The sequence below is a fragment of the Pelagovum pacificum genome, from assembly GCF_016134045.1.
Lineage (GTDB): Bacteria > Pseudomonadota > Alphaproteobacteria > Rhodobacterales > Rhodobacteraceae > Oceanicola > Oceanicola pacificus_A.
The window spans coordinates 2,459,055-2,485,231 of sequence record NZ_CP065915.1 but is presented as its reverse complement, the minus strand read 5'-3'; the positions used below and the strand labels follow the sequence as shown (position 1 = coordinate 2,485,231).

The 26,177-nt window shown below is 66.2% G+C and carries 29 protein-coding genes and 1 tRNA gene; 17 read left to right on the top strand and 13 right to left on the bottom strand.

Annotation, left to right across the window (positions count from 1 at the left end):
* The first annotated feature begins 16 nt into the window (after positions 1–16).
* Genes gatC through I8N54_RS12260 form a run of 4 tightly spaced genes read left to right on the top strand, consistent with a single transcriptional unit; the run spans position 17 to position 2,939 of the window.
* Positions 17–304, top strand: coding sequence for an Asp-tRNA(Asn)/Glu-tRNA(Gln) amidotransferase subunit GatC (gene gatC / locus I8N54_RS12275; RefSeq protein ID WP_140197139.1), 288 nt, complete (start codon positions 17–19; stop codon positions 302–304).
* Entirely contained in the window at positions 301–1,782 is a 1,482-nt protein-coding gene (gene gatA / locus I8N54_RS12270) for an Asp-tRNA(Asn)/Glu-tRNA(Gln) amidotransferase subunit GatA (protein WP_140197138.1), read from the top strand. The genes gatC and gatA overlap by 4 nt, the downstream gene beginning before the upstream one ends.
* A 40-nt stretch (positions 1,783–1,822) precedes the next feature.
* Positions 1,823–2,233 (top strand): hypothetical protein, encoded by a 411-nt coding sequence (locus I8N54_RS12265; RefSeq protein WP_140197137.1) that lies wholly within the window; start codon positions 1,823–1,825, stop codon positions 2,231–2,233.
* Between the two features lie 7 nt (positions 2,234–2,240).
* The gene (locus tag I8N54_RS12260) at positions 2,241–2,939 is read left to right on the top strand and encodes an N-acetylmuramoyl-L-alanine amidase (RefSeq protein WP_140197136.1); all 699 of its coding nucleotides are present in this window, start codon (positions 2,241–2,243) and stop codon (positions 2,937–2,939) included.
* 25 nt (positions 2,940–2,964) lie between these two features.
* Here the strand turns inward: I8N54_RS12260 and cobS are convergent, their stop codons facing one another.
* Together cobS and I8N54_RS12250 are read right to left on the bottom strand one after the other, a co-directional pair.
* Complete coding sequence (gene cobS / locus I8N54_RS12255; RefSeq protein ID WP_140197135.1) at positions 2,965–3,951, bottom strand: cobaltochelatase subunit CobS; 987 nt, start codon at positions 3,949–3,951, stop codon at positions 2,965–2,967.
* 119 nt (positions 3,952–4,070) lie between these two features.
* The gene (locus tag I8N54_RS12250) at positions 4,071–5,267 is read right to left on the bottom strand and encodes a GSCFA domain-containing protein (RefSeq protein WP_140197134.1); all 1,197 of its coding nucleotides are present in this window, start codon (positions 5,265–5,267) and stop codon (positions 4,071–4,073) included.
* A 167-nt stretch (positions 5,268–5,434) separates the two neighbouring features.
* On the opposite strand from I8N54_RS12250, the gene I8N54_RS12245 reads away from it, so the two are divergent.
* The 5 genes from I8N54_RS12245 to I8N54_RS12225 all read left to right on the top strand — a co-directional run bounded on the left by I8N54_RS12245 (position 5,435) and on the right by I8N54_RS12225 (position 8,681).
* Positions 5,435–5,977 (top strand): sigma-70 family RNA polymerase sigma factor, encoded by a 543-nt coding sequence (locus I8N54_RS12245; protein WP_140197133.1) that lies wholly within the window; start codon positions 5,435–5,437, stop codon positions 5,975–5,977.
* Positions 5,974–6,672 (top strand): anti-sigma factor, encoded by a 699-nt coding sequence (locus tag I8N54_RS12240; RefSeq protein ID WP_140197132.1) that lies wholly within the window; start codon positions 5,974–5,976, stop codon positions 6,670–6,672. Before I8N54_RS12245 ends, I8N54_RS12240 begins: the two co-directional genes overlap by 4 nt.
* 117 nt (positions 6,673–6,789) lie before the next feature.
* Positions 6,790–7,263 (top strand): peptide-methionine (R)-S-oxide reductase MsrB, encoded by a 474-nt coding sequence (msrB, locus tag I8N54_RS12235; RefSeq protein ID WP_140197131.1) that lies wholly within the window; start codon positions 6,790–6,792, stop codon positions 7,261–7,263.
* A 220-nt stretch (positions 7,264–7,483) separates the two neighbouring features.
* The gene (locus tag I8N54_RS12230) at positions 7,484–8,140 is read left to right on the top strand and encodes a hypothetical protein (protein WP_197097661.1); all 657 of its coding nucleotides are present in this window, start codon (positions 7,484–7,486) and stop codon (positions 8,138–8,140) included.
* Between the two features lie 64 nt (positions 8,141–8,204).
* Positions 8,205–8,681: a hypothetical protein gene (locus I8N54_RS12225; protein WP_140197129.1), complete on the top strand. Its 477-nt coding sequence runs from the start codon at positions 8,205–8,207 to the stop codon at positions 8,679–8,681.
* Positions 8,682–8,685: 4 nt separating this feature from the next.
* On the opposite strand, the gene I8N54_RS12220 is transcribed toward I8N54_RS12225, so the two are convergent.
* Complete coding sequence (locus tag I8N54_RS12220) at positions 8,686–9,315, bottom strand: J domain-containing protein (RefSeq protein WP_140197128.1); 630 nt, start codon at positions 9,313–9,315, stop codon at positions 8,686–8,688.
* 73 nt (positions 9,316–9,388) lie between these two features.
* On the opposite strand from I8N54_RS12220, the gene I8N54_RS12215 reads away from it, so the two are divergent.
* Positions 9,389–9,643, top strand: coding sequence for a BolA family protein (locus tag I8N54_RS12215; RefSeq protein WP_140197127.1), 255 nt, complete (start codon positions 9,389–9,391; stop codon positions 9,641–9,643).
* An 11-nt stretch (positions 9,644–9,654) separates the two neighbouring features.
* Here I8N54_RS12215 and I8N54_RS12210 read toward each other — a convergent pair whose 3' ends face one another.
* The gene (locus I8N54_RS12210) at positions 9,655–10,113 is read right to left on the bottom strand and encodes an NUDIX hydrolase (protein WP_140197126.1); all 459 of its coding nucleotides are present in this window, start codon (positions 10,111–10,113) and stop codon (positions 9,655–9,657) included.
* 73 nt (positions 10,114–10,186) lie between these two features.
* On the opposite strand from I8N54_RS12210, the gene I8N54_RS12205 reads away from it, so the two are divergent.
* Together I8N54_RS12205 and I8N54_RS12200 are read left to right on the top strand one after the other, a co-directional pair.
* Entirely contained in the window at positions 10,187–10,744 is a 558-nt protein-coding gene (locus I8N54_RS12205; RefSeq protein ID WP_140197124.1) for a glutathione peroxidase, read from the top strand.
* Positions 10,734–11,867, top strand: coding sequence for an acetoin utilization protein AcuC (locus I8N54_RS12200; RefSeq protein ID WP_231592740.1), 1,134 nt, complete (start codon positions 10,734–10,736; stop codon positions 11,865–11,867). The genes I8N54_RS12205 and I8N54_RS12200 overlap by 11 nt, the downstream gene beginning before the upstream one ends.
* Here the strand turns inward: I8N54_RS12200 and I8N54_RS12195 are convergent.
* Positions 11,830–13,062 carry a 3-deoxy-D-manno-octulosonic acid transferase gene (locus tag I8N54_RS12195; protein WP_197097660.1) on the bottom strand — a complete coding sequence of 411 codons (1,233 nt, stop codon included), beginning with the start codon at positions 13,060–13,062 and terminating at the stop codon, positions 11,830–11,832. The two genes, I8N54_RS12200 and I8N54_RS12195, sit on opposite strands and share 38 nt — an antisense overlap.
* A 106-nt stretch (positions 13,063–13,168) precedes the next feature.
* Between I8N54_RS12195 and modA the strand changes: the two genes are divergently transcribed.
* From modA to modC, 3 genes are read left to right on the top strand one after another with little or no spacing between them, the layout of a single operon-like run.
* Complete coding sequence (gene modA / locus I8N54_RS12190; RefSeq protein WP_140197120.1) at positions 13,169–13,882, top strand: molybdate ABC transporter substrate-binding protein; 714 nt, start codon at positions 13,169–13,171, stop codon at positions 13,880–13,882.
* On the top strand, positions 13,875–14,561 hold the full coding sequence (modB, locus tag I8N54_RS12185) for a molybdate ABC transporter permease subunit (RefSeq protein WP_140197118.1): 687 nt from the start codon (positions 13,875–13,877) through the stop codon (positions 14,559–14,561). Before modA ends, modB begins: the two co-directional genes overlap by 8 nt.
* Complete coding sequence (gene modC / locus I8N54_RS12180; RefSeq protein WP_140197116.1) at positions 14,558–15,613, top strand: molybdenum ABC transporter ATP-binding protein; 1,056 nt, start codon at positions 14,558–14,560, stop codon at positions 15,611–15,613. Before modB ends, modC begins: the two co-directional genes overlap by 4 nt.
* Positions 15,614–15,816: 203 nt before the next feature.
* On the opposite strand, the gene I8N54_RS12175 is transcribed toward modC, so the two are convergent.
* From I8N54_RS12175 to I8N54_RS12165, 3 genes are all read right to left on the bottom strand, one after another.
* Entirely contained in the window at positions 15,817–17,292 is a 1,476-nt protein-coding gene (locus tag I8N54_RS12175) for a hypothetical protein (protein ID WP_140197114.1), read from the bottom strand.
* Between the two features lie 119 nt (positions 17,293–17,411).
* Positions 17,412–18,770: a TolC family outer membrane protein gene (locus tag I8N54_RS12170; protein ID WP_140197112.1), complete on the bottom strand. Its 1,359-nt coding sequence runs from the start codon at positions 18,768–18,770 to the stop codon at positions 17,412–17,414.
* 31 nt (positions 18,771–18,801) lie between these two features.
* The gene (locus I8N54_RS12165; protein ID WP_140197110.1) at positions 18,802–19,455 is read right to left on the bottom strand and encodes a protein-L-isoaspartate O-methyltransferase family protein; all 654 of its coding nucleotides are present in this window, start codon (positions 19,453–19,455) and stop codon (positions 18,802–18,804) included.
* Positions 19,456–19,724: 269 nt separating this feature from the next.
* On the opposite strand from I8N54_RS12165, the gene I8N54_RS12160 reads away from it, so the two are divergent.
* Positions 19,725–19,798: transfer RNA gene (locus tag I8N54_RS12160), tRNA-Cys, on the top strand.
* 99 nt (positions 19,799–19,897) lie between these two features.
* On the opposite strand, the gene I8N54_RS12155 is transcribed toward I8N54_RS12160, so the two are convergent.
* Positions 19,898–20,599 (bottom strand): YoaK family protein, encoded by a 702-nt coding sequence (locus I8N54_RS12155; RefSeq protein ID WP_140197108.1) that lies wholly within the window; start codon positions 20,597–20,599, stop codon positions 19,898–19,900.
* Positions 20,600–20,899: 300 nt separating this feature from the next.
* Between I8N54_RS12155 and I8N54_RS12150 the strand changes: the two genes are divergently transcribed.
* A complete protein-coding gene (locus I8N54_RS12150) occupies positions 20,900–21,979 on the top strand; it encodes an ABC transporter ATP-binding protein (RefSeq protein ID WP_140197107.1) in 1,080 nt (359 codons plus the stop codon).
* Positions 21,980–21,999: 20 nt separating this feature from the next.
* Here the strand turns inward: I8N54_RS12150 and I8N54_RS12145 are convergent, their stop codons facing one another.
* The 4 genes from I8N54_RS12145 to I8N54_RS12130 form a co-directional block, all read right to left on the bottom strand.
* Complete coding sequence (locus I8N54_RS12145) at positions 22,000–22,287, bottom strand: hypothetical protein (RefSeq protein ID WP_140197105.1); 288 nt, start codon at positions 22,285–22,287, stop codon at positions 22,000–22,002.
* Between the two features lie 232 nt (positions 22,288–22,519).
* Complete coding sequence (locus tag I8N54_RS12140; protein ID WP_140197103.1) at positions 22,520–23,371, bottom strand: carbohydrate ABC transporter permease; 852 nt, start codon at positions 23,369–23,371, stop codon at positions 22,520–22,522.
* Positions 23,364–24,317, bottom strand: a complete 954-nt coding sequence (locus I8N54_RS12135; RefSeq protein ID WP_140197101.1) for a carbohydrate ABC transporter permease — start codon at positions 24,315–24,317, stop codon at positions 23,364–23,366. Before I8N54_RS12135 ends, I8N54_RS12140 begins: the two co-directional genes overlap by 8 nt.
* A gap of 113 nt (positions 24,318–24,430) precedes the next feature.
* Positions 24,431–25,708 carry an extracellular solute-binding protein gene (locus I8N54_RS12130; RefSeq protein WP_197097659.1) on the bottom strand — a complete coding sequence of 426 codons (1,278 nt, stop codon included), beginning with the start codon at positions 25,706–25,708 and terminating at the stop codon, positions 24,431–24,433.
* Between the last annotated feature and the right edge of the window lie 469 nt (positions 25,709–26,177).

The window sequence follows — 26,177 nt, the reverse complement described above, 5'->3', positions numbered from 1 at the left end:
TCAACAGGAGACGCCCATGTCCATCGACATCGAGACTGCCCGCAAGGTCGCGCATCTCGCGCGGATCAGGGTCGAAGACGACGCCCTTCCCGCGCTCGCTTCGGAGTTCAACACGATCCTCGGGTTCATCGAGCAGCTGCAGGAAGTGGATGTCGAGGGCGTCGAGCCGATGGTCTCCGTCACGCCGATGCGCCTGAAGCGGCGCGAGGACATGGTGACCGACGGCAGCCAGGCCGAGAAGGTGCTCGCCAACGCGCCCGACGCGCGCGAGGGCTTCTTCGCAGTTCCGAAGGTGGTGGAATGAGTGCGCTGAACGAGATGAAGATCGCCGAGGCGCGGGATGCGCTTCGCAAGGGCGAGGTGACGTCGGTCGAATTGACGGAGGCCTGCCTCGGCGCGATCGAGGCCGCGAGCGCGCTGAACGCCTTCGTCCACAAGACGCCCGAGTCCGCGCTGGAACAGGCGAAGGCCGCCGACGCCCGGATCAAGGCGGGCGAGACGGACGACCTGCTCGGCATTCCGCTCGGCATCAAGGACCTCTATTGCACGCTGGACGAACCGAGCCAGGCCGCCTCGCGCATTCTCGACGGGTTCCGGCCGAAGTACGAGTCGACCGTGACCAGCCAGCTCAAGGTCGGCGGCGCGGTCAGCCTCGGCAAGCTGAACATGGACGAGTTCGCCATGGGCTCGTCGAACGAGACCTCGGTCTATGGCCCCGCCGTGAACCCCTGGAAGATCGACGATCGCGAGCTCACGCCCGGCGGCTCGTCGGGCGGTTCGGCCTCCGCCGTGGCGGCGAGCCTCTGCCTCGGCGCGACGGGCACCGACACCGGCGGCTCGATCCGTCAGCCGGCCGCCTTCACCGGCATCACCGGGCTGAAACCCACCTACGGTCGCTGCTCCCGGTGGGGCATCATCGCCTTCGCCTCGTCGCTCGACCAGGCCGGGCCGATGGCGAAGGATGTCCGCGACTGCGCCATCATGCTGAACGGCATGGCGGGCTACGATCCGCTCGACAGCACGTCGGCGGAGGTCGACCTGCCCGACTTCGAGGCGGCACTGACCGGCGATATCCGGGGCAAGACCATCGGCATTCCGCGCGAGTACCGGATGGAGGGCATGCCCGAGGAGATCGAGGCGCTCTGGGCCGAGGGTCGCAAGATGCTCGAGGATGCGGGCGCGAAGGTGGTCGATATCTCGCTGCCGCACACGAAATACGCGCTGCCGACCTACTACGTCATCGCGCCGGCGGAAGCCTCGTCCAACCTCGCGCGCTATGACGGGGTCCGCTTCGGTCACCGGGCCAAGCTCGCGCAGGGCGACGGCATCGTCGATATGTACGAGAAGACCCGCGCCGAAGGCTTCGGGGCCGAGGTGCAGCGCCGGGTGATGGTGGGGACCTATGTGCTCTCCGCCGGGTTCTACGACGCCTACTACAACCGCGCCCGCAAGGTCCGCACGCTGATCAAGAAGGACTTCGAGGACGTTTTCGCCGATGGTGTCGACGCGATCCTGACACCGGCGACGCCGTCGGCGGCCTTCGGTCTCGGCGAGATGGTGAACGCGGACCCGGTGCAGATGTATCTCAACGACGTCTTCACGGTGACGGTCAACCTCGCCGGACTGCCGGGTATCTCGGTGCCCGCCGGCCAGGACCGGCAGGGTCTGCCGCTCGGCCTGCAGCTTATCGGGCGGCCTTGGGAAGAGGGCGATCTGCTCAACACGGCCTACGCGCTGGAGCGCGCCGCAAATTTCGTCGCCAAACCGACCAAGTGGTGGTAAGCTCCCGCCCCAACAACACAACGAATTGTGGGGCAGAGCAGTGAAAACCATCCTCGGCAGTTTGGCCGTTCTCACGGTGCTGGGGGCCTGCGCGCAGCGGGTTCCCGACAGCGGCGCGGCCGTCGGGTTCGCGGACCCGAACGACTACATCCTGACACCGGACGGGCCACGGCCCGCGTCGCAGGTCGTGGCCGCGACCGGACGGACCCAACCTGCGGCGGAGCCTCTGACGGCCGCGCCCATCGTGGCGGGGTCGGCCTTGCCGCCCGCCGCGCAGGTTGACGACACCGACGACGTCGGCGTCACCAGCAGCGCGGCGCAACCGGTCATCACGTCCGATGAGCTGGAGGCCATCGGCATCCGCCGCCCGGCCAACGGAACCGCGGCCCCGGTCGCGGCCAACGCGCCGCTCTCGACCGGCAACGCAGCGCCGCAGATCACCTCGAGCTGATCGCTCCATGACGGACTCCGAGGCGCTCTGGCATCCCTCGCCGAACTTCGGGGCGCGGCGGGGCGGTGCCCTGCCGGACATGATCGTGCTGCACTTCACCGCGATGGAGAGTTGCGACGCCGCGCGCGACCGGCTCTGCGCGCCCGAGCACGAGGTATCGTCGCACTACCTGATCTCGGCCGAAGGGGCGCTTCTCCAACTCGTCGCGGAAGATCAGCGCGCGTGGCACGCCGGGGCAGGGGCGTGGGGCCCGGTGACGGACGTCAATTCCCGCTCCATCGGTATCGAGCTCGACAACCGGGGGATCGAGCCGTTCCCGGAGACGCAACTCCTCGCACTGGAGCGGCTGCTCGAGCGGATCATGGTGCGCTGGACCATCCCGCCGGAACGCATCGTCGGCCATTCCGACACCGCGCCCGACCGGAAAAAGGACCCTGGGCCGCTGTTTCCCTGGAAGCGTCTCGCGGACGCGGGGCTGTCGATCTGGCCGGAGGTTGACGTGCCGGAGCCGGAGGAGATCGCGACGCCGGAACGATCGGCACGGCTGACGGCGGCGCTCACGACCTTCGGCTACCGGGGGCCGCAGGCGATCGCGCTGTTCCACGCGTGCCGGATGCGCTTTCGTCCCGCTGGCGGTGCGTTCGACACGCTGGACCTCGCGATGGCCGAAGACCTCGCGGCGCGATTCCCGGTGAAGATGGAGTGACGGGCCCCGAAGGCCCGTCGAGAGGTCAGCGGCGCGCGGTGCTGACGGCGCTTTCCGGCAGCTCCTCGTCGAAGCAGCGCTGATAGAACTCCGCGACAGTCTGCCGCTCGAGCTCGTCGCACTTGTTCAGGAACGACAGCCGGAAGGCATAGCCCACGTCGTTGAAGATGCGCGCGTTCTCGGCCCAGGCGATGACGGTCCGTGGCGACATGACGGTCGAGAGGTCGCCGTTCATGAAGGCCGTCCGGGTCAGGTCGGCGACGGTGACCATCTGGCTCACCGTCTTGCGGCCCTCGGCGGAATTGTAGTGCGGCGCCTTGGCCAGCACGATCGCGGCTTCGGCGTCGTGGGACAGGTAGTTCAGCGTCGCCACGAGGGACCAGCGGTCCATCTGCGCCTGGTTGATCTGCTGGGTGCCGTGGTAGAGGCCGGTCGTATCCCCCAGACCCACGGTGTTGGCCGTCGCGAAGAGCCGGAAGGACGGGTGCGGCGTCAGGATCTCGTTCTGGTCCATCAGCGTCAGCTTGCCGTCATGCTCCAGCACGCGCTGGATGACGAACATCACGTCTGCGCGGCCCGCGTCGTATTCGTCGAACACGATGGCGCAGGGGTTGCGCAGCGCCCAGGGCAGGATGCCTTCCTGGAACTCGGTGACCTGCTTGCCGTCCTTCAGCTTGATCGCGTCCTTGCCGATCAGGTCGATCCGGCTGATGTGGCTGTCGAGGTTCACCCGCACCGCCGGCCAGTTCAGCCGCGCGGCGACCTGTTCGATGTGGGTCGATTTCCCGGTGCCGTGGTAGCCCTGGATCATCACGCGGCGGTTCCAGCCGAAGCCGGCGAGGATGGCGAGCGTCGTGTCATGATCGAACTTGTAGGTGGAATCGATCTCCGGCACCCGGTCGGTGCGCTCCGGGAAGGCCTTGACCTTCATGTCGCTGTCGATGCCGAACACCTCGCGCACCGAGATTTCTTCGGTCGGTTTCGCGTGCTGATCCATCATGCCGTCGGCCATCGCTGAGCCACCTCTCGCTTCCGGGGTTTCGCCGACCGGGGATGCAACATATCCCGTCGGGCCGCAAGTGGACTGCGGCCCGAGAGGGGTCAATGAAACGGGAGGAGACGGCCTGTCGCCTAGGAGTGCGCCGCCGCGTCCTCCTCCCGCCATTTCTCGCGCAGCTCGACCAGAAGGCGCCGCTTGGCCTTGTCGGTGGCCTCATCCTTGTCGAGCTTCTTGTTCTCGATCACGAGGTCGAGCCGGTCCGGTCTGCGCCGGGCGACGATGCGCTGCAATTCGTTGGGCAGAAGCCCGGCGGTAGAGGCCGCGATGATCCACGCTTCGATGAGAGAGGGCTTGTCGGCCTCGTCGCCCTCGCACCAGATGTGCTCGAACAGCGTCATGATATATTGCAGGCAGTTCGGTTCGACGTGGCGGTTGTCGTCGATGAAGGGCTGGCGGAAGATGTCCATGACGATCTCGTAGGACGGCCAGTAATGGACATGGCCCTCGTCCCGCTTCTCGCGCATCAGCTCGTCCAGCGCGACCCGGAGCGAGGCTTTCGACGTCGAGTTCGCGGTGATGCAGGAAATGTCCCGGAAGGTCGCCGTCAGCGGGATCGGCGACAGCGTGAAGATCATCTTCGCGTCGGGACGGTGCTTTCGGATCAGATCGTGAATCGCCCGCATGTTGTCGAGGTTCTCGGCCGGGCTCGCGACGCGGAACTTGTGCCGGGATTCGTCGTAGACGTCCTTCGGAATGGTGCGCCAGAAGACGTTCCCGGTCGGCTCGTCGTACCAGACCTCGGACAGGCCGAATGTCAGGATGAAGAGGTCCGTCTCGTCGAAGATCGTCTTGGTTTCCTGCCGGACCGCCTCGTCGTAGCCGAAATCCTCGGCGTTGTAGCCATGCCAGAGCGGCTGGTCGAAGACCTTGTTCTCCCACGCCCATTCGAACTGCTGACGGATGACGAAGGAGTTCACCATCCCTTCGCCCATCGACACGACGTAGGCCTTGCTCTCTTCGTCGCGGTTCAGGATCCGGTAGTTCCGCCGTGCCAGCCAGTTGGAGATGTTGGCCGCGAAACAGGACCCGAAAGCGGTGATCCGCGTCTCGTGGTCGATCATCGGGCGTTCGGGCTTCCAGCCTTTCAGCACGCTGTCGGTCACCTGGTTCACGCCCTGCATCCGGTGCTTGGGCGGCCGCGCGTTCACATGCTTGCCGCGGAACCACGTGTGATGGTTGCCGCTGCCGGACGTGTTGTCCTGAAGACGCAGCTTCGTCGACGCCCCTTTCTTGTGGACGGCCAGGGTGGTCCCGGACTCTTCGGTCATGCACTCACTCCGCGTTTGTCGGCAGCACCGGCACGATAGCGCGGCATCCTGCGATCCTTGAACATTTTTGTAAAAGACACGACAAAACGCTCTTAATGATGGCCGGCATTTGACGGGTGTTTGCCAAACGTGCACCTTAGTCTAAGTTCCGCCTCAGGAGGGGCACCGTGGCAGAACTTACCGATATTGAAGGATACATCTCGCGGGTCGCCCTTGGTGACCGGCAGGCCTTCGCGTCTCTCTACGATGAAACTTCTGCGAAACTCTTCGGCGTTGCCCTGCGTGTCTTGAACGATCGGGCAGAAGCAGAGGAATGCACGCAGGAAGTCTACATCCGGATCTGGAAAGCCGCCGGACGCTATCAGCAGAACGGTCTCAGCCCGATGACGTGGCTGATAACGATTGCCCGCAACCGCGCCATCGACAGGCTGCGGGCGCGGAAATCCGGCAGTTCCGGCCTCGACGAGGCGGGTGAGATCCCGGATGCGGGTCCCGGACCGGAGGCTCTGGCGATCGCGTCGAGCGAGCGCGGACGGATCATGATGTGCATGTCGGAATTGCCCGACGAACGAGCAGAGGCCATCCGTCGGGTTTACCTTGACGGCGAGACCTATAATGAACTGGCGACACATTTCGATGTGCCGTTGAATACGATGAGAACCTGGCTGCGACGCGGCCTTCAGAAACTGAAAGAGTGCCTGACCAGATGAGCGGTCCCGACGAACGCGACGACGACGACTCCGGCCTCGCGGCCGAGTACGTCCTCGGATTGCTTTCCGAGGGGGAGCGCGACGAGTGCGTCGCGCGCCTGCGGTCGGACTCCGTCTTCCGGCAGGACGTCCTGTCCTGGACGGAGCGGATGGCGCTGATCGCCGATGTCGAAGTAGAGCCGGTCACGCCACCGGCGACGCTCTACCGTGATCTGGAACGGCGCCTGTTCGGTGCGGGAGCCAAGAAGGGCTTCTTCGCGCGGCTCGGTATTCTGCCGGCACTTCTCGGTGCGGCTGCCGCGGCGCTGATCCTGCTCGTCGTGACGCAGATGGGTCTGCTCCAGCCGGGCGGTCCGACACTGACCCCGGCCTATCAGGTGGAGATGGCCTCCGAAGGTGGCGACCTCGTCGTGGTCGCCGCGATCGACCCGGAAAGCGGCATGCTCGCCGTCAACCGGCTCGAAGGCGATCGCCGCGAGGGCCGTGACCTGCAACTTTGGTTCGCGGAAACGGACGATGCCGCTCCGGTCTCCATCGGCGTCCTGCCTGAAGCCCGGGTGGCCGAGTTCGCGCTGCCCGATGGCGCGACGGTCGAACAGGCCCACTTCGCCGTCTCCGACGAACCGCCGGGCGGCTCGCCGACCGGGTCCCCGACTGGCGACGTTCTGGCCGTCGGCTACGTCGAGCCGCTCTGATCCGGAACGGGTCACCCCGTCGTGACCCTTGTTTCGAAACTTATCGGCCATCCTGTGCGTGAGTTCTTCATGTAATCCACCGGCCCCGGTCCCCGGGGTCGCAACAGGAGAGAGATCATGAACCGCCGCAAGTTTCTGGCCATCGGCACGGGCGCCAGCGCATTGACCGCGCTGCCGGGCATTCTGACCGCAGCCGAAGGCAACTTCGAAGTCACGCGGACCGAAGCCGAATGGCGCGCGATGCTGACCGACGCCGAATACAACGTCATGCGCGAGGAAGGCACCGAACGGGCCGGCACGTCGCCGCTCGACAAGGTCTATGAACCGGGCATCTACCACTGCAAGGGCTGTGGTCAGGCGCTCTACTCGTCCGAGGCGAAGTATGACAGCGGCACCGGCTGGCCGTCCTTCTACGAGGCACTGCCGAACGCGATCGAGACCAAGGAAGACCGAAGCCTCTTCGCCGTGCGCACCGAGTGCCACTGCGACCGGTGCGGCAGCCACCTTGGCCACATCTTCGACGACGGCCCCGCGCCGACCGGCAAGCGCCACTGCCTGAACGGCGTCAGCCTCGTGTTCGAAGCGGCCTGACCCGAAAGCCGGCGGATCAAGGGGCCATTCCGGCCCCAACCGCCGGCGGCCCGCAAAGGGGTCGCAACGTCAAGCGGCAATGCCGGTGAAGCCCGTGCGGTTTTACCGTTTTGGCGGCATTCTCCCTCACCTCGCCATTAATTCGCCAAGTTCGGACTCGATATCCGGGCTCGTCAGCAGGCAGCCGGGGTTCGAGGGGATGATGAGCATCAAGGACAGATTGGCGTGGGCAACCGACGGGGAGCGGGCGCGCGCGCTTGCCTACCTTCTGGTGGCCGTCGTCGGTGCCTGGATGAGCTTCGTCATCGTCACAAATCTCGACAATCCGGACCGTCCTTTCTTTCAGCCCCTGACGGGCTACGAGACGTGGCAGATCGCTGCCGGTGCCATCGGCGCCATCGTCGGCCTTGCGCTGTCTGGTGAGTTGCTGGGGCAATCCGGACGCTACGGCTGGAAGCGCGCGATCTGGGGCGGGGTCTTCGTGAGCTTCGTCGGCGCGCTCGTGGCCGGGACGCTGGTGCTTCCGCTCTTCGGCACGATGTTCGGCCCGTTCTCGCTGTTCGTGGCGCTCGTCGGGCGGCCTCTGCTGGCCGTCGTCTGGATCGCCCACCTCGCCGGTGCACACTGGCTGCTGCGCCGTTGGCGGCAGGAGCGCGACTCCATCTTCAATCCACTTCCCGGCAAACCGCGGGTGCGCCGGACCTCGGATTCGCCCCTTCGGCTGAAGACTCCGCAGGACTGGCTCGACGACGAGGATGCGGCCCTTGCCGCGCTCGAGAACGCCCGCAAGCTCTATACCCCCGAAGACGAACCGGTCGAAGACGCTGCGCCGAGGCCCGTTGGCCTCCGCCTGCGGTCGAAGCGTTCTGCCGTCTGATCCGGCCTTGTCCGGTTGCGCCCCGGAAACCTAGGGTGCGAGCAGGACAGCCGGCGGAGATCCCATGAAATCGACGATGTTCGCAGCGATGCTGATGGCCTGCGCCGGTAGTGCCACGGCCCAGGCCGAGGAGAACTGGCCGGACTATCCCGCCGGGTTCCGGGCGCTTCAGCCGGGCGAGGTGACGCTGCTCGACCACGCGCCCGACGACAGCCGCCGCTGGATCGTGTTCGAACTGTCGCCGGCTCCGGGATCTGTCGCGCTTGTCTCCGTCAGCCGGAGCAGCGCGGGCGGCAACATGGCGGTCGCTTTCGGCACGAGCGCCGGAACGACGTCGCAGGAACGGGCAGGGCTCGACGGTATCTACATGCAGGCGCCGGCTCCCGACGACGGAGAGACCCGCATCTGCGTCGCCCCTCGCGACGAAGACCTGCTGTTGGCGGAGTTCTACTCGACCGACAACGCGGTCGGGGAATGGAGCGTGAGTTACACGTCCGTCGCGCCGGGCGACCCGCGCTGCGGGGCCGCCCTGCTGTCCTGACGGATCAGTCCTTGAAGGAGCGGGACGCCTTCAGCTGGTCCCACGCCCACACGACTTCTGCGAGCTGCTCTTCGTGGCTGCGGTCACCGCCGTTCATGTCGGGGTGCAGCACCTTGATAAGTGCCTTGTAGGCCTTGCGGATCTCGGATTTCGTCCAGTTGTCCCGCGCGTCGAGGATGTCGATCGCCTTGCGCTCGGTCGGGGGCAGGCGACGGGTGCCCGTCGCGGCCTTGCCGGGGTTGCGCGTCGCGTTCTCCCCCAGCACCTGGTGCGGGTCCTCGATACCGAGCCGTGCCCACGCCTGTTCTTCGGCAGAACGGCGGAACGGCTTCGTCTCGCGGTCCCAGACCCGGTCACGCTGAACCTGGTCGAGATATTCCTGCTCGTTCGAGGTCTCGAAGAAGTTCCACTTCAGGTTGTATTCTCTTACGTGGTCCTTGCAGAACCAGAAGAAATCATCGAGCGAGTCAGGGCTTTTCGGAGCACGGTACTTGCCCGGCTCCTCGCATCCATCGTGATCGCAGACACGCGTGGAGGTTTCGATCGCCCCGGACATGCCGCGGCGGCCTCGCGGGTTCTTCTTTTTCGAAGCGGAGACGGACATATCGAATCCGAAGGGGTCGGGCTTTGGCATGTGCGATCCTTTTCTCGTCGGACGCGGGAGTTTAGACGATGGGGAACGAGAGGAAAGGGGCGGAAAGGAAAAAATGAGACTTGAACAGCAGATTCGTGAACGGCTCGAGAGCGCGTTTCAGCCGACGGTGCTCGAGGTCAGGAATGACAGCGCCCGTCACGCGGGCCACGCCGGCGACGACGGCAGTGGCGAAAGTCACTGGCACGTAAGGATCGAGGCGGACGCCTTCAAGCCGATGGGCCGGGTCGAGCGGCACCGCGCCGTCCACAAGGCGCTCGGCCCCGACCTCGTCGGACGCATTCACGCGCTCGGCCTCGACGTTGCCTGAGGGACGGACCGCTAGACGGTGAAGTGACGGACGATGTGGGCCAGTTCCGCGTCGTCCAGCTTCGACGCGGCCTTCTTCGGTGAGAACCACTTGCGCTTGCGCTGTCCCTTCTCGGGGTAGTCGTCGGCGACGCGGGTGACTTCCATTGCGTAAACCACCGCGATCACGGGCACCTCGCTCTTGCCGAAGCGCTTCTGGTAGGAGACGAGCCCGAGCGGTTGCGCCTCCACCTTGCCTTCCAGCCCGGCTTCCTCCCACGCCTCGATCGCGGCCGCCCGCGACGGCGTCGTGCGGCCCATCGGCCAGCCCTTGGGCAGGATCCATCGCTTCGAGCCGCGCGACGTGACGAGGCAGACCTTCAGCTTGCCCTCGACCCGACGCCAGCCAAGCAGCGCGAACTGAGTCCGCACCTCGGCCTTGCGGGCCCCGGCAAGCCGAAGCGGTCGCTGGAACGGGGCTTGAATGGTCATCGAGCTCCTTGCCTTGGGGTCATGCGGCGTTAGTTTCTCGGCCAGATTGGAACGGTATTCCCGGAACAGACAAATGGTTTCTTTTACCCGCCGCAATTTCCTCGCCGCGCTTGCCACGGTGACAGCCACCTTGGCCGCCGCGCCGGCCGCGATCGCCGGCGGCGACGTGATCGGACAGTTCAGCTTCGACTCGATCGATGGGGGCAGCATCGCGCTCTCCGATTATGCCGGTCAGCCGATCCTTCTGGCCAATACCGCCTCTCTCTGTGCCTTCACGCCGCAGTACGACGACCTTCAGGCGCTGTGGGAGCAGTACCGGGAGGCCGGCCTCGTCGTGCTGGCCATACCATCGGACGATTTCCGGCAGGAGCTCGGCAGCGACGGCGAAGTGCGCGATTTCTGTGCAATGAACTTTGGTCTCGACATGCCGATGAGCACGATCACCCATGTGCGCGGTGACGATGCGCATCCTCTGTTCGACTGGCTGGAACGGCGCGGCGTCACCCCGACATGGAACTTCCACAAGGTGCTGATCGGCGCGGACGGCGAGATCCTGCAGGACTGGCCCTCCGCGGTGAACCCGATGTCCCGGCCGATCCGCTCCGCCGTGGAGGCGGCGCTTGCCGGCTGATCTGCCGGCCCCGCGGTTCATCGGCTCCGAGATCTACCGCCACTCGTCTTATGGGGCTTGGCACCCGCTGCGCATCCCGCGCGTCTCGACGGTCAAGGACCTCGCCCGCGCGCTCGGCTGGCTGCCGCCGTCCGCATTCGTGCAAAGCCCGCGCGCCAAGCCGCCTGCGCTCTGGCGGTTTCACCGGCCCGACTACATCGCCGCGCTCCAGGACGCCGAGCGCACGCAACTGGTCACGGCAGAGACCCGCGCCCGCTACGCGCTCGGCACGCCGTCGAACCCGGTCTTTCCCGAGATGTACCGCCGGCCTGCGACGGCCGTCGGCGGCTCGCTCCTCGCCGGAGAGCTCGTCGCGCGGGGCGGGGTGGTCTACAGCCCCGCCGGCGGCACGCACCACGGGATGCCCGACCGCGCGAACGGCTTCTGCTACCTCAACGACCCGGTCTTCGCGATCCGCTCGCTGCGCGACAACGGCGCGACCCGGGTCGCTTACGTCGACATCGACGCCCATCACCCCGACGGGGTTGAGGCGGCCTTTGCGAGTGATCCCGACACCTGCCTCGTCTCGACCCACGAGGCCGGGCGCTGGCCGCGCACCGGTGCGCTGACCGATCGCGGGGCAGGGCAGGTCTGGAACCTGCCGATGCCTGCCGGGAGCACGGATGACGACATGGCGATGGTGCTCGACCAGCTGATCCTGCCCGTCGTCGACGACTTCCGCCCGGATGCGATCGTCCTGCAATGCGGGGCGGACGCGGTGGCCGAAGACCCGCAAAGCCGGATGACCCTGTCCAACAACGCGCACTGGGCAGTGGTCGCCGCGCTGCGCCCGCTCGCACCGCGCATGGTCGTGCTCGGCGGTGGTGGCTACAATCCGTGGTCGGTCGGGCGGCTCTGGACTGGCGTCTGGGGTACGCTTGTCGGCGCCGAGATTCCCGATCGCCTGCCGCCCGCCGCCGCGTCCGTGCTCCGTGCGCTCCGCTGGATCGGCCCGCAGCGCGAGATCACGCCGCAGGAGCACTGGACCGAGACCCTGCGCGACGCGCCCCGCAACGCCCCGGTGACGGAGCTGGTCCGCGACGGGATCAGCGCCCTCGTCGCGCGGAGGTCTGCCTGGGTGTAAGAATCGACAGGATGCGACCGAAGACTTCGTCCGTCTCGACCGGCATCAGCTTCTTCGCCGCGATCGCGGGCATGGGAGAGCCGTCACGGTGGCGCAGCCAGGCCGCGGCGAGGCTTTCTGCGTCCGTCACCAGCTCCGCCCCGCCGGCCTTGTCCAGCACGGCATATTCCGACCCGAAATTCGCGACATGCGGGCCGTGCAGGATGGCACAGCCAAGCGCGGCGGGCTCGTAGGGCGTGTGCCCGCCCTTCTCGACGAGCGACCCGCCGACGAAGGCGACCCCGGCCATGCCGTAGAACAGCTCCAGCTCGCCCATCGTGTCCGCGATATAGACCGGTTTCTGTGGCGGCCCGCTGGTGGAGCGCAGGGCGGCCTGCAGCCCCAGCCGCGCCGCACGGCGGGCGATGTCGCCGGCCCGCTCGGGGTGGCGGGGGGCGAGGATCAGCCGCAACTTCGGTTCGGACTTGCGGGCGCGGTTGAAGGCCTCGAAGACGATGTTCTCCTCCCCCTCGTGGGTCGAGGCGGCGAGCACCGTATGCGCCCGCGAGAAAGACAGCCGATCATCCGTCTGCCCCTCGGGCCGGTAGAGCGACTTCAGCTGCACCGGCGCGGCCATCGCGCGTGCCGGTGCTCCGAGCTGCCGGAACCGGTCCCCGCTCTCGCTGTCCTGCGGCACCAGCAGCGTCACCGGCTCCAGCAGGCTGCGCATCAGGTTGGGCCTGTTCTTCCAGCGCTGGAAGCTGAGCTCGGACATGCGGGCGCCGATCATCAGAACCGGGATCCCGGCCTTGTGGGCCAGCGCGATACGGTTCGGCCAGATCTCGTTCTCCAGCACGACGAGCGCGGCGGCACGCGAGATCATCGGCGTCAGCGTGTCCCGCGCGTCGATCGGCGCGATGCGCGCCCGGACGCGGGGCAGCTTCCACGATTCGACCATGTCGCGGCCGGTCACCGTGTTGGTGGTGACGATGATGCGCGCCTCTCGATCCTTCAGGATCGCCATGATGAGCTTGCGCGCCGACGTCAGCTCTCCGACGGAGGCGCCGTGAATCCAGATCGCGCCGGTCGGCACCGGAGCGCCGAACAGCCTGTCACGGAACGCGTTGCGGTCTTCCTTTCCGCTGAGCCAGCGGAACAGGGCGGAGATCGCGAGGAACGGCAACGCGATGGAAAGGATCAGGCGATAGACGAACAAGAGGTGGGGACCTGTGGCGATAATGGTCGTTCTACCTTTGGTAGCAGCGGGATTCCTTTCGTGCCAGTGCGTTGCCATCCGAAATCGGACGCGAAATACTCTGTTCATGTTTCGCTGGCTGTTTCCGATTCTGATGTTCGCAACGCCACTGCCGGCGGAGCCCCTGACGATATTCGCCGCCGCCAGCCTCGCAGGCCCTCTCGATGAGGTCGCCGCGGAACGTGACGACGTGGCAATCGCCTATGCCGGAAGCGGTGCGATCGCTCGCCAGATCGACCAGGGCGCCCCCGCAGATGTCGTTCTGCTCGCCAACACCGACTGGATGGACTGGCTCGACGGGCGCGGTCTCGTGACAGAGCCGAGGCTGCTGTTTTCCAACCGTATCGTGCTGGTCGCACCGGCTGGCGCGGGCACCGTCGAGCTGACCGACGAAGGGTTGGACGTCGCGCTCGGTGACGGCCGACTGGCGATCGGCCTTGTCGAGTCGGTGCCGGCGGGCATCTACGGCAAGGCCGCGCTCGAGGGGCTCGGCCTCTGGGACGAAGTCTCGACCCGGCTCGCGGAAGCGGAGAACGTGCGCGCCGCGCTCGCGCTCGTCGCGCGGGGCGAAGCGCCGCTCGGCCTCGTCTACGCGACCGACGCGGCGGCGGAGCCGGGGGTGTCCGTGGTCGCGGACCTGCCCGAGGACAGCCACCCGCAAATCCTCTACGTCGGCGCGCTGATTGCCGGCAACGACGCGCCCGGCGCGGCGGAGTTCCTCGACGCGGTCGCCAGCCACCCGGCGTTCCCCGACGCGGGCTTCCTTCCCGTAGATGAGTGAGCTGTTCGGCCCGGAGGGCTGGTCGGCGATCTTCCTGTCGCTGAAAGTCTCACTCTGGGCGACCGTCGTCTCCGTCCCTCTGGGCATCGCGATGGCGCTGCTGCTGGCGCGGGGGCGCTTTCCGGGGCGGGGGTTGCTCAACGGGCTGGTGCATTTGCCGCTGGTCCTGCCGCCGGTGGTGACCGGATACCTTCTGCTTGTCCTGTTCGGGCGGCGTGGCGCGCTTGGTGGCTGGCTGGAAGAGACGTTCGGCATCGTGCTCGCCTTCCGCTGGACCGGGGCGGCGCTCGCGGCGGGGATCATGGGCTTTCCGCTCGTCGTCCGGGCGATCCGGCTCGCTATCGACGCCGTCGATCCGGGGCTGGAGGAAGCCGCCGCGACACTCGGCGCGTCGCGAATACGCATCTTCTTCACGGTGACGCTGCCGCTGATCCTGCCCGGTGTTCTGGCTGGCGCGGTCCTGGGGTTCGCCAAGGCGATGGGCGAATTCGGGGCGACGATCACCTTTGTCTCGTCCATCCCCGGCGAGACGCGGACGATCCCCTCCGCCATCTACGGGCTGTTGCAGGTGCCGGGCCGCGAGCCTGAGGTCGTGCGCCTCGTCATCGCGTCCGCCGTTCTGGCGCTCGGCGCGCTCGGCCTGTCGGAATGGCTGGCCCGCCGGGTTCGCGTCAGATGATCGAGATCGACTTCACCAGAACACTGGGCGATTTCACCCTGTCGCCGACCTTTACGGCCCCGGCCGGCGTCACGGCGCTGTTCGGTCCGTCGGGGGCCGGCAAGACCAGCGTCGCGCGCGCGGTGGCGGGACTGCTGAAACCGGACACCGGTCGGATAACGGTCGGTGGTCGGGAGCTGTTCGGGCCTTCCATCAACCTGCCGGCGCGAAAGCGCAGGGTCGGCTACGTCTTTCAGGACGCGCGTCTGTTTCCGCACATGGCTGTTCTTGCCAACCTGCGCTACGGCGGAACACGTGACGAGGCAGACGTGATCGAGATGCTGGGCCTGCGTCCGTTACTGGACAGGTATCCGGCGGACCTTTCAGGCGGTGAGCGCCAGCGCGTCGCGCTTGGCCGGGCGCTGATGTCGGGCGCCGAGCTTCTGATCCTGGATGAGCCGCTCTCCGCCCTGGATGCGCCGCGCAAGGCGGAGATCCTGCCCTGGCTGGAGCGGCTGCGGGACGTCGCCCGCGTGCCGATCCTCTACATCAGCCACGATGTCAGCGAAGTGGCGCGCCTCGCGACGACGATGGTCCTGATGGAGAACGGCCGCGTCACGCGTGCCGGTCCGACGATGGAGGTGCTCGGCGATCCCGACGCGGTTCCTCTTGTCGGGGTGCGCGACGCGGGGGCGCTGCTGTTCGCGACGGTGCTGGCCTATGACGAGGCGGACGGTCTGACGACGCTCACGATCGACGCGGGGCAGTTGATCCTGCCGGGGCGGCTCGGCGCGCCGGGTGACCGGGTGCGGCTGCGGGTCCCGGCGCAGGACGTGATCCTTGCCCTCGAACGACCACAGGGGCTGAGCGCGTTGAACATCCTGCCGGTGACGATCACGGCGCTGACGACGGGACGCGGACCCGGTGTCGCCGTCGGACTGGCGGCAGGCCGGGACCGCCTTCTTGCCCGGGTCACGCGGCGTTCGGCGGATGCGATGAAGCTTACGCAGGGGCAAGAGCTGTTCGCGGTCCTGAAAGCGACAGCAATTGCTACATACGATATAGGGACTTAGCGCTTAAGCGGCGTTCATCGTCGCGCAAATTGATCTGTATCAATTCACCTGACATGCACCTATGAGAAACGTTCGCGCGCGCTGCGGTTGTGGCGTGCAGCGGTTCGGTTCCGTCGACGTCGTGTGGCCCCATGGCGCTGGCGGACGAACCGCGGCCGGAGTACAGGTTCCGTCGCAGGGCCGTCTCCGGCCACCCCGAAGGGTTATTCGAAGTCCTGCGAGTTCAGGATGCGGTGGATTTCGCGCCGCACGAGCTTGCGCACGTTGCGGGTGATCCGCTCTCCGAGAACGCCCTGAAGCTCTTCCCGCACGATCTGGCCGACCATGTCGCGCAGCATCTCCTCGTCGATAAGGGCGCCGCCGTCGAGATAGTCGGCAAGCTGCGGATCGTCGTCGAGGTCGGGGTAGGCGGCGACGTTCTCGGACGGGTTGGCCCGCTGGCTCTCGGTCTTTTCGCCATGTTCGAAGTCGGCGATGTGCAGCCTGCCGAGCGACTGTCGGAAACCGGACACAGGTGCGCCCTCGGGCTCCACGTCCTCAACCTCGTCATACTCCTGCTCGTAAGCCGACACGCGTCCGCTTTCGAACACCGGTTCCTCGGTCTCGTCCTCCGGCTCGCGTGGGGCGACGGGTGCGGAGACGGTCGGTGCCGGTTCATCGGTGCCGGTCACGACGAGGTGCAGACGGCTTTTCTGGCGGCTCGCGAAGGAGGCCTGAGCGGGCGTCTCGCTCCCGTCGGGTTCGAAATCCTCGGAGGAGGAGGACACGGCCGCCTCGAGCTCCGCGATCGTGGCTTCGATCCGCTTGCGGATGGAGTCCCGCGACACCGGCGAGTCATCGGACATCGGCGCGGCGGGGGGAGTCGCCTGTTGAACAGGCGCTGCGGGGGCGGGCGATTTCTCTGCAGCAGCCGGTGTCCTGGCGACGGTAGCCTCGGTGAGTGGGGCCTTAGCCTTGGCGACCTTGTCCGCGGGCTGCGTCTCGGCGGGGCTTGCCACCATGTCCCGCAGCCGTGCGCGGAGGCGGTCGTCCTCACCATCGCTGTCGAGGTCTTCGCCCGGCTCGATCGTGCGCACGGGGCGTCCGTCGGTGGGCCGGGCGGCCTCGTCCGGGTCGCCCAGCAGGGCGCGTTCAGCTGCGCTGAGCTCCGCCTTCGCGGGTGCCGGATGGTCGGCGGCATGGGCTGCGCTGGCCGCCATGACACCGGCGAGCATCGCGGAGACATCGTCCCCGGTGTCCTCTTTCCGGTCGTGCGGTTCGGCCGCCACCTTGTCGACGATCTCTTCCTCGTAGGTGTCTTCGTCTACGGAAGGATGTTCGGCGTTCAGCTCTTCCTCGTCCTGGAGGAAGAGGAGGTCGTCCTCCTCCTGCGACTCATCACCCTGGATCAGGTCCTCGTCCGGCTCCAGCTCGTCGCGAACCTCGAACGCGGCGAGGTTGATCGCGGCGGGCGGCGCCACCTCGACCTTGTCGCGGGCAGGGGTGTCGGAATTGGCGGGCAGGGCGGTCGTGCGTGCCGGCGGCGCATCGTCATGGACGCGCAGGGCAGGGGTCAGAACGAGCCGATCGCGCGGCGGATCGCGTCGGGCAGGCGGGTTTGCCGGTTCCCCTGCGGACACGAGCCTGCGAATGGATGCCAGAACATCCTCGATCTCCACGTTGGTCAACGGGTCCGACATGCGATTCCTGCTTTTAGCCTCGACCACCAGTCTATCCCCAGACCGGTCACCAAACAACCGATAGGACAAATACCAACAAATTGTTCGCGCTATTGCGGAGACTTGCGCCGCCGAACCGGTCAGTCGCCTATTGCACGCAGCACGCGGTCGAGCGCCCGGCCCCGGTCGGACAGTGCCAGCGGCGCATCCTGAACGAGGTTGTAGTAGGCCGCCGGGTCATAGCTTTGCACGCCGAGGTTCAGATTCTGCGCGGTCAGAAGGCCCATCGAGCTCAACACCTGGTAGGTCGCGAGCACCTCGTCGATGCGGGCGGAAACCTGCGCCGCCTCGGCGTTCAGCAGGTCCTGCTCCGCGTTCAGAACGTCGAGCGTGGTTCGCGCGCCGAGGGTCGCCTCTTCCCGCACGCCCTGGAAGGCAACACGGGCCGAACTGATCTGCCGGTTGGAGGCGTCGAGGCTGGCACGGGCGACCGCGAGCAGGGCATAGGCGTTGCCGACCTGCTGCTCGATGTTGGTCTTGGTGACGTAGAGGCCCGAGCGCTGCGCATCCCGGTTGGCCATCGCGCGACGGACGTTGCTGGCCAGCGCGCCGCCCTGGCTGATCGGGCCGCCGATCGACAGGCCGAACTGCTCGGTCCGGTTGAAGTCATTGTCGTAGTTGAGCCCGCCGTTCAGCGTGACCGTCGGCCGGTAGGAGGCTTCGGCCCGGCGGATATTCAGCTCCGCCGCCGTCACGTTGTGCTGGGCGGCAATCGCGGTCGGATGGTTGCGAACGGCGAAGGCCTTCGCTTCGTCCATGCCGTATTGCAGCGGGGCAGGGGACACGGGCTGCAGGTTGCCGGGGGCGCGGCCGACGGCGGCGCGATATTCCTCTATCGCCTGGCGCAGGTCACCCTGCGCGGCGGCGAGTTCGCTGCGCGCGGCGGCGAGCGCGGATTCGGCGAGCGACACGTCGGTGCGGGTGATCTCGCCCACTTCGAAGCGGTCCTCGGAGGCGCGGAGTTCCTGCGTGATGACCCGCACGTTGCTTTCGCGCAGCGCGACGAACTCCGCGGCACGGCGGATGTTCAGGTGCGCGGTCACGGCGCGCAGCAGGATCTGCTGCTCGACGTCGATCAGGCTCTGCCGGGTGGCGAGAACGACTTCCTTCTGCGCCTCGATGGCGAGCTGGGACGCCCCGAAATCATAGACCAGCAGCTGCATGTTCACGCCGACGCTGGTGGTGATCGTGTCGACACCGCGCGGGTCGGTGACGTTGGCGCTGGCGGTCCAGCTCAGGATCGGGGCCAGCGCGGCCGCCGCCGTTGCGACGTCCTCGTCCGCGGCGCGCAGAAGGGCGCGGTTCTGGTCGAGCAGGCCGGAGTTCTCGTAGGCGCTGACGAGCGTGTCGGCGAGCGTTTCGGCCGAGGCCTGGATCGCGGAGCCGGCGAGCAGGGCACCGACGGCGATCCCCCGGAGTGTCGCGGTCAACTTCTTCATCGGTGCTCTCCAGCTGCCCGTATCTTGGTTGTCAGAGTGCGAAGGCCGGTGCCGCCTCGAAGCCGCCCAGGACGGGTGCGGCGGCGTTGAACATGTAGCGCCACGTCACGCGGCCATCGACATTGTAGCCGAGCCGCACGGTGCCGAGCGCACCTTCCGAGAAGATCGCGGCGATGCGCCCGCCATCCTTCAGCTGGTCGAGGACGGCCTGCGGCACCGTCTCGACGGCGCCTTCACAGATGATGACGTCATAGGGGCCGCTCTTGGCCGCGCCCTCGGCGAGGGGGCCGTGCAGGACGGCGGCGTTGTCGACACCTTCCGCACTGAGCTTGGCCTGTGCTTCGTCGACGCGGTCCTCGTCCTCTTCCACGCCGGCCACGAACTCGGCGAGGCGGGCGATGACGGCGGTCGAGTAGCCGAGCCCGCAGCCGAGATCGAGGACGATGTCGGTCGGCTGGATGTTCAGCGCGTCGAGCATCTTGGAGAAGGTGCGCGGATCCAGGATCACGCGGCCTCCGCCAAGGGAGAGGTTCTCGCCCACGTAGGCGGCCTCGCGCTTGTCGTCGGGCACGTAGGATTCGCGCGGCACGGACAACATGGCGTCGATGATCGGGAACTTCGTCACGTCGGAGGGACGGACCTGCGTGTCGACCATGACGATGCGGCGGGCATTGTAGTCAGCCATTTACTAAACTCTTCCGTTCAGAATCCTCGGCAATCCGGTCTTGCCACACTATTCGTGGTCCGGCAACGCATCCAAGACACTTCTTGATCAGTTGTTCGGCGATCGCCTCCGGTTTCGGCCCCGGACCCTTGCCTGAAAGGGCTGCCGGTGTCGCCGCGTGCCGCATCGTCATGCCCCGGCCCGATCAGCCATCTGCCCGGATTTTCGGCGCAATGTGCGGATCCCCCCTTGCAGAGCGCTTCGGTCGCGACTAGGAAAACGGCCACTCTGGCGAGTTGGCGGAGTGGTGACGCAGCGGATTGCAAATCCGTGTACACCGGTTCGATTCCGGTACTCGCCTCCATTAACAAGCAGGTTCCGCCACCCTGCTGCCGCGCACCCTGCCACATATTATTGTTCTGGACATGCCGGTGACGGCAGCGAAGAGATTGTCCGCGCCAGGTTACAAGTCATCCGGTTGCCGCGCGCCGAGTGCTTGCGGCGCGGCCAGGGCAAACAGGCTGATCGCCGCTGCGATGAATAGCCAGAAACCTATGATGCCGAAGAGCAGGGCCCCGACCAGTCCGCCGACCGCGAACGACGCAAGCGTCACGCTGTGCAACCTCAGCTTCGGAACCGCTTGGGACCTCACCTCGTCGGTCCCGGCAAGGGCGACGAGTTCGATACCGATATCCGTTGCCATGCCTGACACGTGCGTGGTGCGGACCCGTGATTGCGAGATCAGGGTAGTGGCGGCGTTCTGAAGGCCCATGACGAAGCTGAGCGCCAACATCAGGGGGCCGTCGCCGGTCGAGGACCAGCGGAGCAACGCGGCTCCGATCCCGAGCAGGATCACGCCTTCGACAAGAATTGCCACGGCGTAGATCGACCGAAGTTTGCGCCGTTCGCCGTACTGGATGGCGCCAGCGGCAAGCGCGGCGCCGAAGATAAATGCAACGATCAGCCCGCCGAAGGACAGAGCAGTCCTGATTGCACCCTCTGCCAGCTCGTCCGCGAAGGCGGAGACGTTGCCGGTCATGTTGGCCGTGAACGAACCTGCGATCAGGAAGCCGACGGCGTTGAGTGCCCCGGCGATGAACGACAGGATGCCCGCCAGAGTGACGTCGATCCTCTCCGTCCGCTGGTCTCCAACTCTGATTAGCATTGGTTTGCCCTGACCCCCGCATTGCAGCTTCCTGCGGCCCCGGGACAAGCGACAGCGTCTCCGGGGTTGCTCGGCACTGCAATTCCATATCGGCGCCGGGGGCGCGAGCCTCGATCATGAGATTCGAGATTTCGAACGGAGGACCAATCTCCGGCCTCTACCGGAGTTACGGAGATTACACGTTTTGCTCATCCTGAACGCGAGGGTGATGTCATGGCTTCGTGCGGCTTTGGCAGACAAAGATTGCTCATGCCTGCCGGACCGATATGGTGGCGCCGGAGCAGTCGAGGGAGGTAGGGCATGGCATCCGTCAGCCTGAGCGGGATCGAGAAGAATTACGGTGCGGTAAAGGTCATCAAGGGGATCGACCTTACCGTCGAGGAGGGGGAGTTCCTGGCGCTCGTCGGGCCGTCGGGCTGTGGCAAGTCCACCCTCCTGCGGATGATCGCGGGGCTGGAGGAGATCACGTCCGGCGACATCGAGATCGGCGACCGGATCGTGAACGACCTCACCCCGCGCGAGCGCAATATCGCGATGGTGTTCCAGTCCTACGCGCTCTACCCGCATATGAGCGTGGCCAAGAACCTCAGCTTCAACCTCGAGCTCTCGAAGGTTCCGAAAGACGAGATCGCGCGGCGCGTGGACGAGGCGGCGCGGATGCTCGAGCTTGAGGACATGCTGGAGCGCAAGCCCTCCCAGCTGTCGGGCGGGCAGCGGCAGCGGGTGGCGATGGGCCGCGCCATCGTGCGCAACCCGTCGGTTTTCCTGTTCGACGAACCCCTGTCGAACCTCGACGCCAAGTTGCGGGTACAGATGAGGGGCGAGATCAAGACCCTGCACAAGAAGGTCGGCACGACCTCGATCTATGTGACCCACGACCAGATCGAGGCAATGACTCTGGCCGACCGCGTGGTGGTGCTGAACGGCGGCGTGATCCAGCAGGTCGGCACGCCGATGGACCTCTACATGCGTCCCGTGAACCTCTTCGTCGCCGCCTTCATCGGATCGCCTGGCATGAACATGCTGGACGGAGAGGTGGTGCGTCGGGACGGGGCGCTCCGCGTCCGCCTGGCGGACGGAACCGAGCTGGACTGGCAGCCGGACGGCGAGGTTCGGGAGGGTCTTGCTGTCACCGTCGGCCTGCGGCCCGAGCATCTTGCGCTCGACGGTACGGAAAACACGCTTACCGGCTCGATCGACTACGTGGAGCCGACGGGCGGGCTGACGTTCTACAACCTCGACCTGGGGCAGGGGCCTCACATCACCGTGGCGGTCAGTGGCGTCAGCGACATGCGGCGGGAAGGTCAGATGACGGTGAGCATCACGCCCGACCTCGTGCACGTTTTCGACCGCGACACGGGAGAGCGGATCAGCGTCTGATCGCCAGTCACGCCGGCGGGTCAGTCAATGTATCCTGCCGCATCGTCGGGCTCGATATCATACAGAATGACGTGGATCGCGAGCGTCGCTTCGGTCCACTCGCCCTCGGGAAAGCTGTGCCCGAAGGTCATCAACCGGGGCGAACCGGGCACACGCAGGTCGAGCAGGCGCCGTACGTCCTCCCGCTGGTCGACCAGCCGCAGCGCCTCGTCCGACGCGGCGGCACGGCGGCACCAGGCCAAGGCCTCCTCCCGGACATCCGCCCAACGCAGGGTCGGGGTTCCGGTCTGGATCTCGGGATCGGCCACCGACAAATTCGATGACGCCGGCCTCGTCGGGGCCTACCAGCAATGCGGCCCGAGCCCCCGTGACCTCGACCGGAACCCAGAAGGCGGTGGGGCTGACCTCGGGCCGGGGCCGCCTGTTGCGCAGGGCCGGATGATCCCGGTGGTCCAGACCCGGAAGACGGATCATCAGGTCGAGTATCTCCTCCAGGGTCATCGGCGGGGCGTTTTAGGGGCGCACGGGCAGGACCCGCGCTCAGCTCTTGACGGCGCCCGCTGTCAGGCCGGCGATGATGTGTCGCTGCGCCGCGAAGAAGGCGATGACGGTCGGCAGGATCGTCAGCGTGATGAAGGCCAGCACCAACTGCCAGTCGGTCGCAAACTCGCCCCGATAAACCATCATGCCAAGCGGCCAGGGATACATCTCTTCCGAGTTCAGCAGGATCAGCGGCAGGATGTAGCTGTTCCAGCTCATCACGAAGGTGATGATCCCCACGGTCGCCAGGATGGGACGGGACAGCGGCAGCGTGATCCGCCAGAAGAAGCGCACGTAGCCGCAGCCGTCGACGAAGGCGGCGTCGAACAGCTCTTTCGGCATGCCCCGGAAGTAGTTGCGCAGCAGCAGGATCGACAGGCCGAGCCCGAAAGCCACCTGCGGCAGCGCCACGCCCCAGTAGGTGTCGATCAGGCCGAGGTCACGGATGCGGATGAACAGCGGCAGGATCGCGGTGGCGGCGGGGAACATGAGGCCCAGCAGGAAGTAGGCCAGCAGGTACTTCGAGCCGAAGAAATGCACGTGGGCAAAGACGAAAGCCGCCATCGACCCCACCAGCAGGGTGAGCCCCACGGTGATCCCGGCAATGACGAGCGAGTTCCACATCTGTAGCCAGTAGCGCTGGCTGAAAATGATATCGACGTAGTTCGACCACTGCCATTCCTGCGGCAGGCCGAAGGCGTTGGTGCGCAGCTCGCCCAGCGTCTTGAACCCGCCAAGCGCGGTCATCGCCAGCGGGATCACGACGATCGCCGCGACGAACAGGAGCGAGGCGTAGATGTAGGATTGCCGCGCCAGGTTCGGGCGCATCCCTCCGGAGGTCGCGTCAGTCATTGCGCATGAAGATCCATCTGTAGGTGAAGGCCAGCGTGACCGAGATCAGGAACAGAACCACCCCGACCGCGCTGCCGAACCCGATCTGAAGCCGCACGACCCCGTACTGGTAGAGGTAGGTGACCATCGTGTGCGTCGAGTTGCTCGGACCCCCGCCGGTCAGTGGCATGATCAGGTCGAAGAGTTGCAGCGAACCGATGATCGAGAAGAAGACCGACAACCGTACGGTCGAGGCAAGCAGGGGCAGGGTTATGCGGAAGAACTTCTGCGCACCGGTCGCACCGTCGACCTCGGCGGCCTCCATGATCTCCTTGTCGATGGCCTGAAGGCCCGCGATGAAGAGCATCATGTGAAAGCCGAAGTACTTCCACACGATCACGGCAAGGACGGCCCAGATCGCGTATTCGCGCTCGGCCAGGGCGTAGAAGGGCTCGCCGCCTACGGCCTGCCAGGTATTTGAGACGATACCGAAATCGCCATCGTAGACGAAGCGCCAGATCAGGCCCGCCGCAACGTCGGCGAGGACGTAAGGCAGGAAGAAGATCAGCCGGAACACCAGCGATCCCCTGATCCGCTGAGCCAGCATGTTGGCCAGCCATAGCGCCAGCGGGATCTGCACCAGGATCGACACCACGATGATCAGGGCGTTGTTCTTGAGTGCGGTCAGGAAGACCTTGTTCTGGAACACGAACTCGTAGTTGCGCGTGCCGATCCACTGGGTCGGCTCACCGTAGCCGTTCCAGTTGTAGAACGAATACCATGCTGCCTCGCCCATGGGCAGAATGACGAAGATCGTGAAAAGAAGGAGACCCGGGGGCAGGAAGATGATCAGCACCGGCAGGGTCGATTTCGCCCAGGTGATCTGCCGCCGCGACAGTCCGAAGCGGCCCCCGTTGGAGCCGCGCCCGCCTCGGCCCCTGAGGGCAGATGCTTCCGTCGTTGCCATGAAACTGCCGATCCTTGGTTGGGCGGCGGATCCGCCTCGGTCGTCTCGCCACACGCCTCAAAGGTGGGTGTCCCGGCCGCCGCTGTCGGAGCGGCGGCCGGGCCTGAGGGACCTTACTGCATGTTTTCCATGTCAGAGGTGTCCTGAAGCGTCTGCGCCGCATCTTCGGGCGAGATGTCACCGGCCCAGAGCTCGACCGTCACGTCGTTGACCGTCCGGCCAAGGTTCGGCCCGAGATCCTGGTCGAGGTAGTTCTGGTGATAGGTGGATTCACCCAGAGCCGTCGCGGCTTCGCGCACCAGCGGGTCGACCACGCCGTCCTCGGCGCCGAGCGCGACCGGGATCAGACCCGTCGTCTCGGCCAGGCGACGCTGGTTGTCGGCGGTGGTGAACCAACGCAGGAAGTCCACGGCCTCGTCAGGCGCATTCGCCGTGACGGCCCAGCCGTTCAGACCCCCGAACGTATCGGACGTGCTGCCTGCACCGCCCTCGACAGCGGGGAACGGGAAGCGGCCGATGTTCTCCTGCGCGAGGCCTTCACCATCGGTCGCGTTCGAAACCTGGTCGATGTTGGTGTCTTCGAAACCCAGCATCATCGCGGCGCGGCCGTCGGCGAAATCGCCGAGCGGTTCCGGCCAGCGGCTACCCTGCCAGCCGTTCTGGCAAGGCTCCATCTCGCCCAGCTCCTGGATCTGCTGGCCGGCCTTGATGAAGGCGTCGTTGACGAAGGCACCGTCACCACCGGATTTGGCGACGTCCATCACCTCGGCACCACCATTCCGCATGATCAGGTAGGAATAATAGAAGTGCAGCGGCCACTTGTCGCCACCCCCGCAGGTGAGGGGCGTCAGACCCGCGTCCTTGAGGCTCTGAACCGCCCCCAGGAAGTCGTCCCAGGTTTCGATCGCGTCACCGTCGACGCCGGCCTCTTCGAACTGGTCGCGGTTGTAGAAGAAGGCGACGGCCCCGGTCCGGTAGGGCACGGCCCAGATATCGCCGTCGAAGCTGAGACCGTCGATGATGCCCTGGCTGTAGGTGCTCTGCCATTCGCCGTCGTTGGCCTGCATCTCTTCGGTGAGCGGGCGCAGCGCGCCGGAGTTGCGCTGGATGTCGAGCACCCCGCCGCCCCACGAATAGAAGATGTCGGGTGCTTCGTCGGACTGCAGAAGCGACGGCAGCTTTGCCTTGAAGGCCTCGTTCTCGAGGAACTCAAGGTTCACGGTCACGTCGGGATTCTCAGCCTCGTACTCGGCGACCATCTCCTCCCAAAGGGCCACCGTTTCCGGGTTGTTCTCGACGTGAAGAAAATCAATCGTCGTCTGCGCAGTCGCCGCCGATCCGAGCCCAAGGGCCATCGCCGCGACTGACGTCATCAGTCGTACATTAGTCATCTTATTCCTCCCAGAATCTGTCCTTACCGGACTTAAGGCGAAGTTAAGGGGAGCGACCGCCAGGTTGTCAAGGGTTCGTCCGGCCACACTTTTTCCGTGCGCCCGGCCTTGGGCCGTTCTACCCGGCACGGCAGGTCACCCGGGGTATTTCCTGCCCCGGGGGTGTGGAGGCAGCTCGATCGGTTTCGCCTCGCGGATGCCATGGCGACATTCGTGTCGGGCAAATGGGTTGGCTTTGCGAAGGCGAGGACGCGTGGGGTGGTGCCTGCGCATCAGCCAGCCCCAATGCCTTCAATCGGTTTCGATCCCAGTACAATTCTCGGCGCTGCGCGTCGCGATACCGGGATTGCAGTCCTCGGTTGCAAATCGGACGCCAGCGAAATGATCGATGCTGCCCGCGGCCGCAGACGACCGCTATAGGGATCGGGTGATGCAGCGATGGTAGGGCCGCGCCACCGTCGGCAATGGT

What these genes read in the sequence shown, in the direction of transcription:
- gatC (WP_140197139.1), top strand. Translation starts at nt 17, where the DNA reads ATGTCCATCGACATCGAGACTGCCCGCAAGGTCGCGCATCTCGCGCGG.
- gatA (WP_140197138.1), top strand. Translation starts at nt 301, where the DNA reads ATGAGTGCGCTGAACGAGATGAAGATCGCCGAGGCGCGGGATGCGCTT.
- I8N54_RS12260 (WP_140197136.1), top strand. Translation starts at nt 2,241, where the DNA reads ATGACGGACTCCGAGGCGCTCTGGCATCCCTCGCCGAACTTCGGGGCG.
- cobS (WP_140197135.1), bottom strand. Translation starts at nt 3,951, where the DNA reads ATGGCCGACGGCATGATGGATCAGCACGCGAAACCGACCGAAGAAATC.
- I8N54_RS12250 (WP_140197134.1), bottom strand. Translation starts at nt 5,267, where the DNA reads ATGACCGAAGAGTCCGGGACCACCCTGGCCGTCCACAAGAAAGGGGCG.
- I8N54_RS12240 (WP_140197132.1), top strand. Translation starts at nt 5,974, where the DNA reads ATGAGCGGTCCCGACGAACGCGACGACGACGACTCCGGCCTCGCGGCC.
- msrB (WP_140197131.1), top strand. Translation starts at nt 6,790, where the DNA reads ATGAACCGCCGCAAGTTTCTGGCCATCGGCACGGGCGCCAGCGCATTG.
- I8N54_RS12225 (WP_140197129.1), top strand. Translation starts at nt 8,205, where the DNA reads ATGAAATCGACGATGTTCGCAGCGATGCTGATGGCCTGCGCCGGTAGT.
- I8N54_RS12220 (WP_140197128.1), bottom strand. Translation starts at nt 9,315, where the DNA reads ATGCCAAAGCCCGACCCCTTCGGATTCGATATGTCCGTCTCCGCTTCG.
- I8N54_RS12215 (WP_140197127.1), top strand. Translation starts at nt 9,389, where the DNA reads ATGAGACTTGAACAGCAGATTCGTGAACGGCTCGAGAGCGCGTTTCAG.
- I8N54_RS12210 (WP_140197126.1), bottom strand. Translation starts at nt 10,113, where the DNA reads ATGACCATTCAAGCCCCGTTCCAGCGACCGCTTCGGCTTGCCGGGGCC.
- I8N54_RS12205 (WP_140197124.1), top strand. Translation starts at nt 10,187, where the DNA reads ATGGTTTCTTTTACCCGCCGCAATTTCCTCGCCGCGCTTGCCACGGTG.
- modA (WP_140197120.1), top strand. Translation starts at nt 13,169, where the DNA reads ATGTTTCGCTGGCTGTTTCCGATTCTGATGTTCGCAACGCCACTGCCG.
- modB (WP_140197118.1), top strand. Translation starts at nt 13,875, where the DNA reads ATGAGTGAGCTGTTCGGCCCGGAGGGCTGGTCGGCGATCTTCCTGTCG.
- modC (WP_140197116.1), top strand. Translation starts at nt 14,558, where the DNA reads ATGATCGAGATCGACTTCACCAGAACACTGGGCGATTTCACCCTGTCG.
- I8N54_RS12175 (WP_140197114.1), bottom strand. Translation starts at nt 17,292, where the DNA reads ATGTCGGACCCGTTGACCAACGTGGAGATCGAGGATGTTCTGGCATCC.
- I8N54_RS12170 (WP_140197112.1), bottom strand. Translation starts at nt 18,770, where the DNA reads ATGAAGAAGTTGACCGCGACACTCCGGGGGATCGCCGTCGGTGCCCTG.
- I8N54_RS12165 (WP_140197110.1), bottom strand. Translation starts at nt 19,455, where the DNA reads ATGGCTGACTACAATGCCCGCCGCATCGTCATGGTCGACACGCAGGTC.
- I8N54_RS12155 (WP_140197108.1), bottom strand. Translation starts at nt 20,599, where the DNA reads ATGCTAATCAGAGTTGGAGACCAGCGGACGGAGAGGATCGACGTCACT.
- I8N54_RS12150 (WP_140197107.1), top strand. Translation starts at nt 20,900, where the DNA reads ATGGCATCCGTCAGCCTGAGCGGGATCGAGAAGAATTACGGTGCGGTA.
- I8N54_RS12140 (WP_140197103.1), bottom strand. Translation starts at nt 23,371, where the DNA reads ATGACTGACGCGACCTCCGGAGGGATGCGCCCGAACCTGGCGCGGCAA.
- I8N54_RS12135 (WP_140197101.1), bottom strand. Translation starts at nt 24,317, where the DNA reads ATGGCAACGACGGAAGCATCTGCCCTCAGGGGCCGAGGCGGGCGCGGC.
- I8N54_RS12130 (WP_197097659.1), bottom strand. Translation starts at nt 25,708, where the DNA reads ATGACTAATGTACGACTGATGACGTCAGTCGCGGCGATGGCCCTTGGG.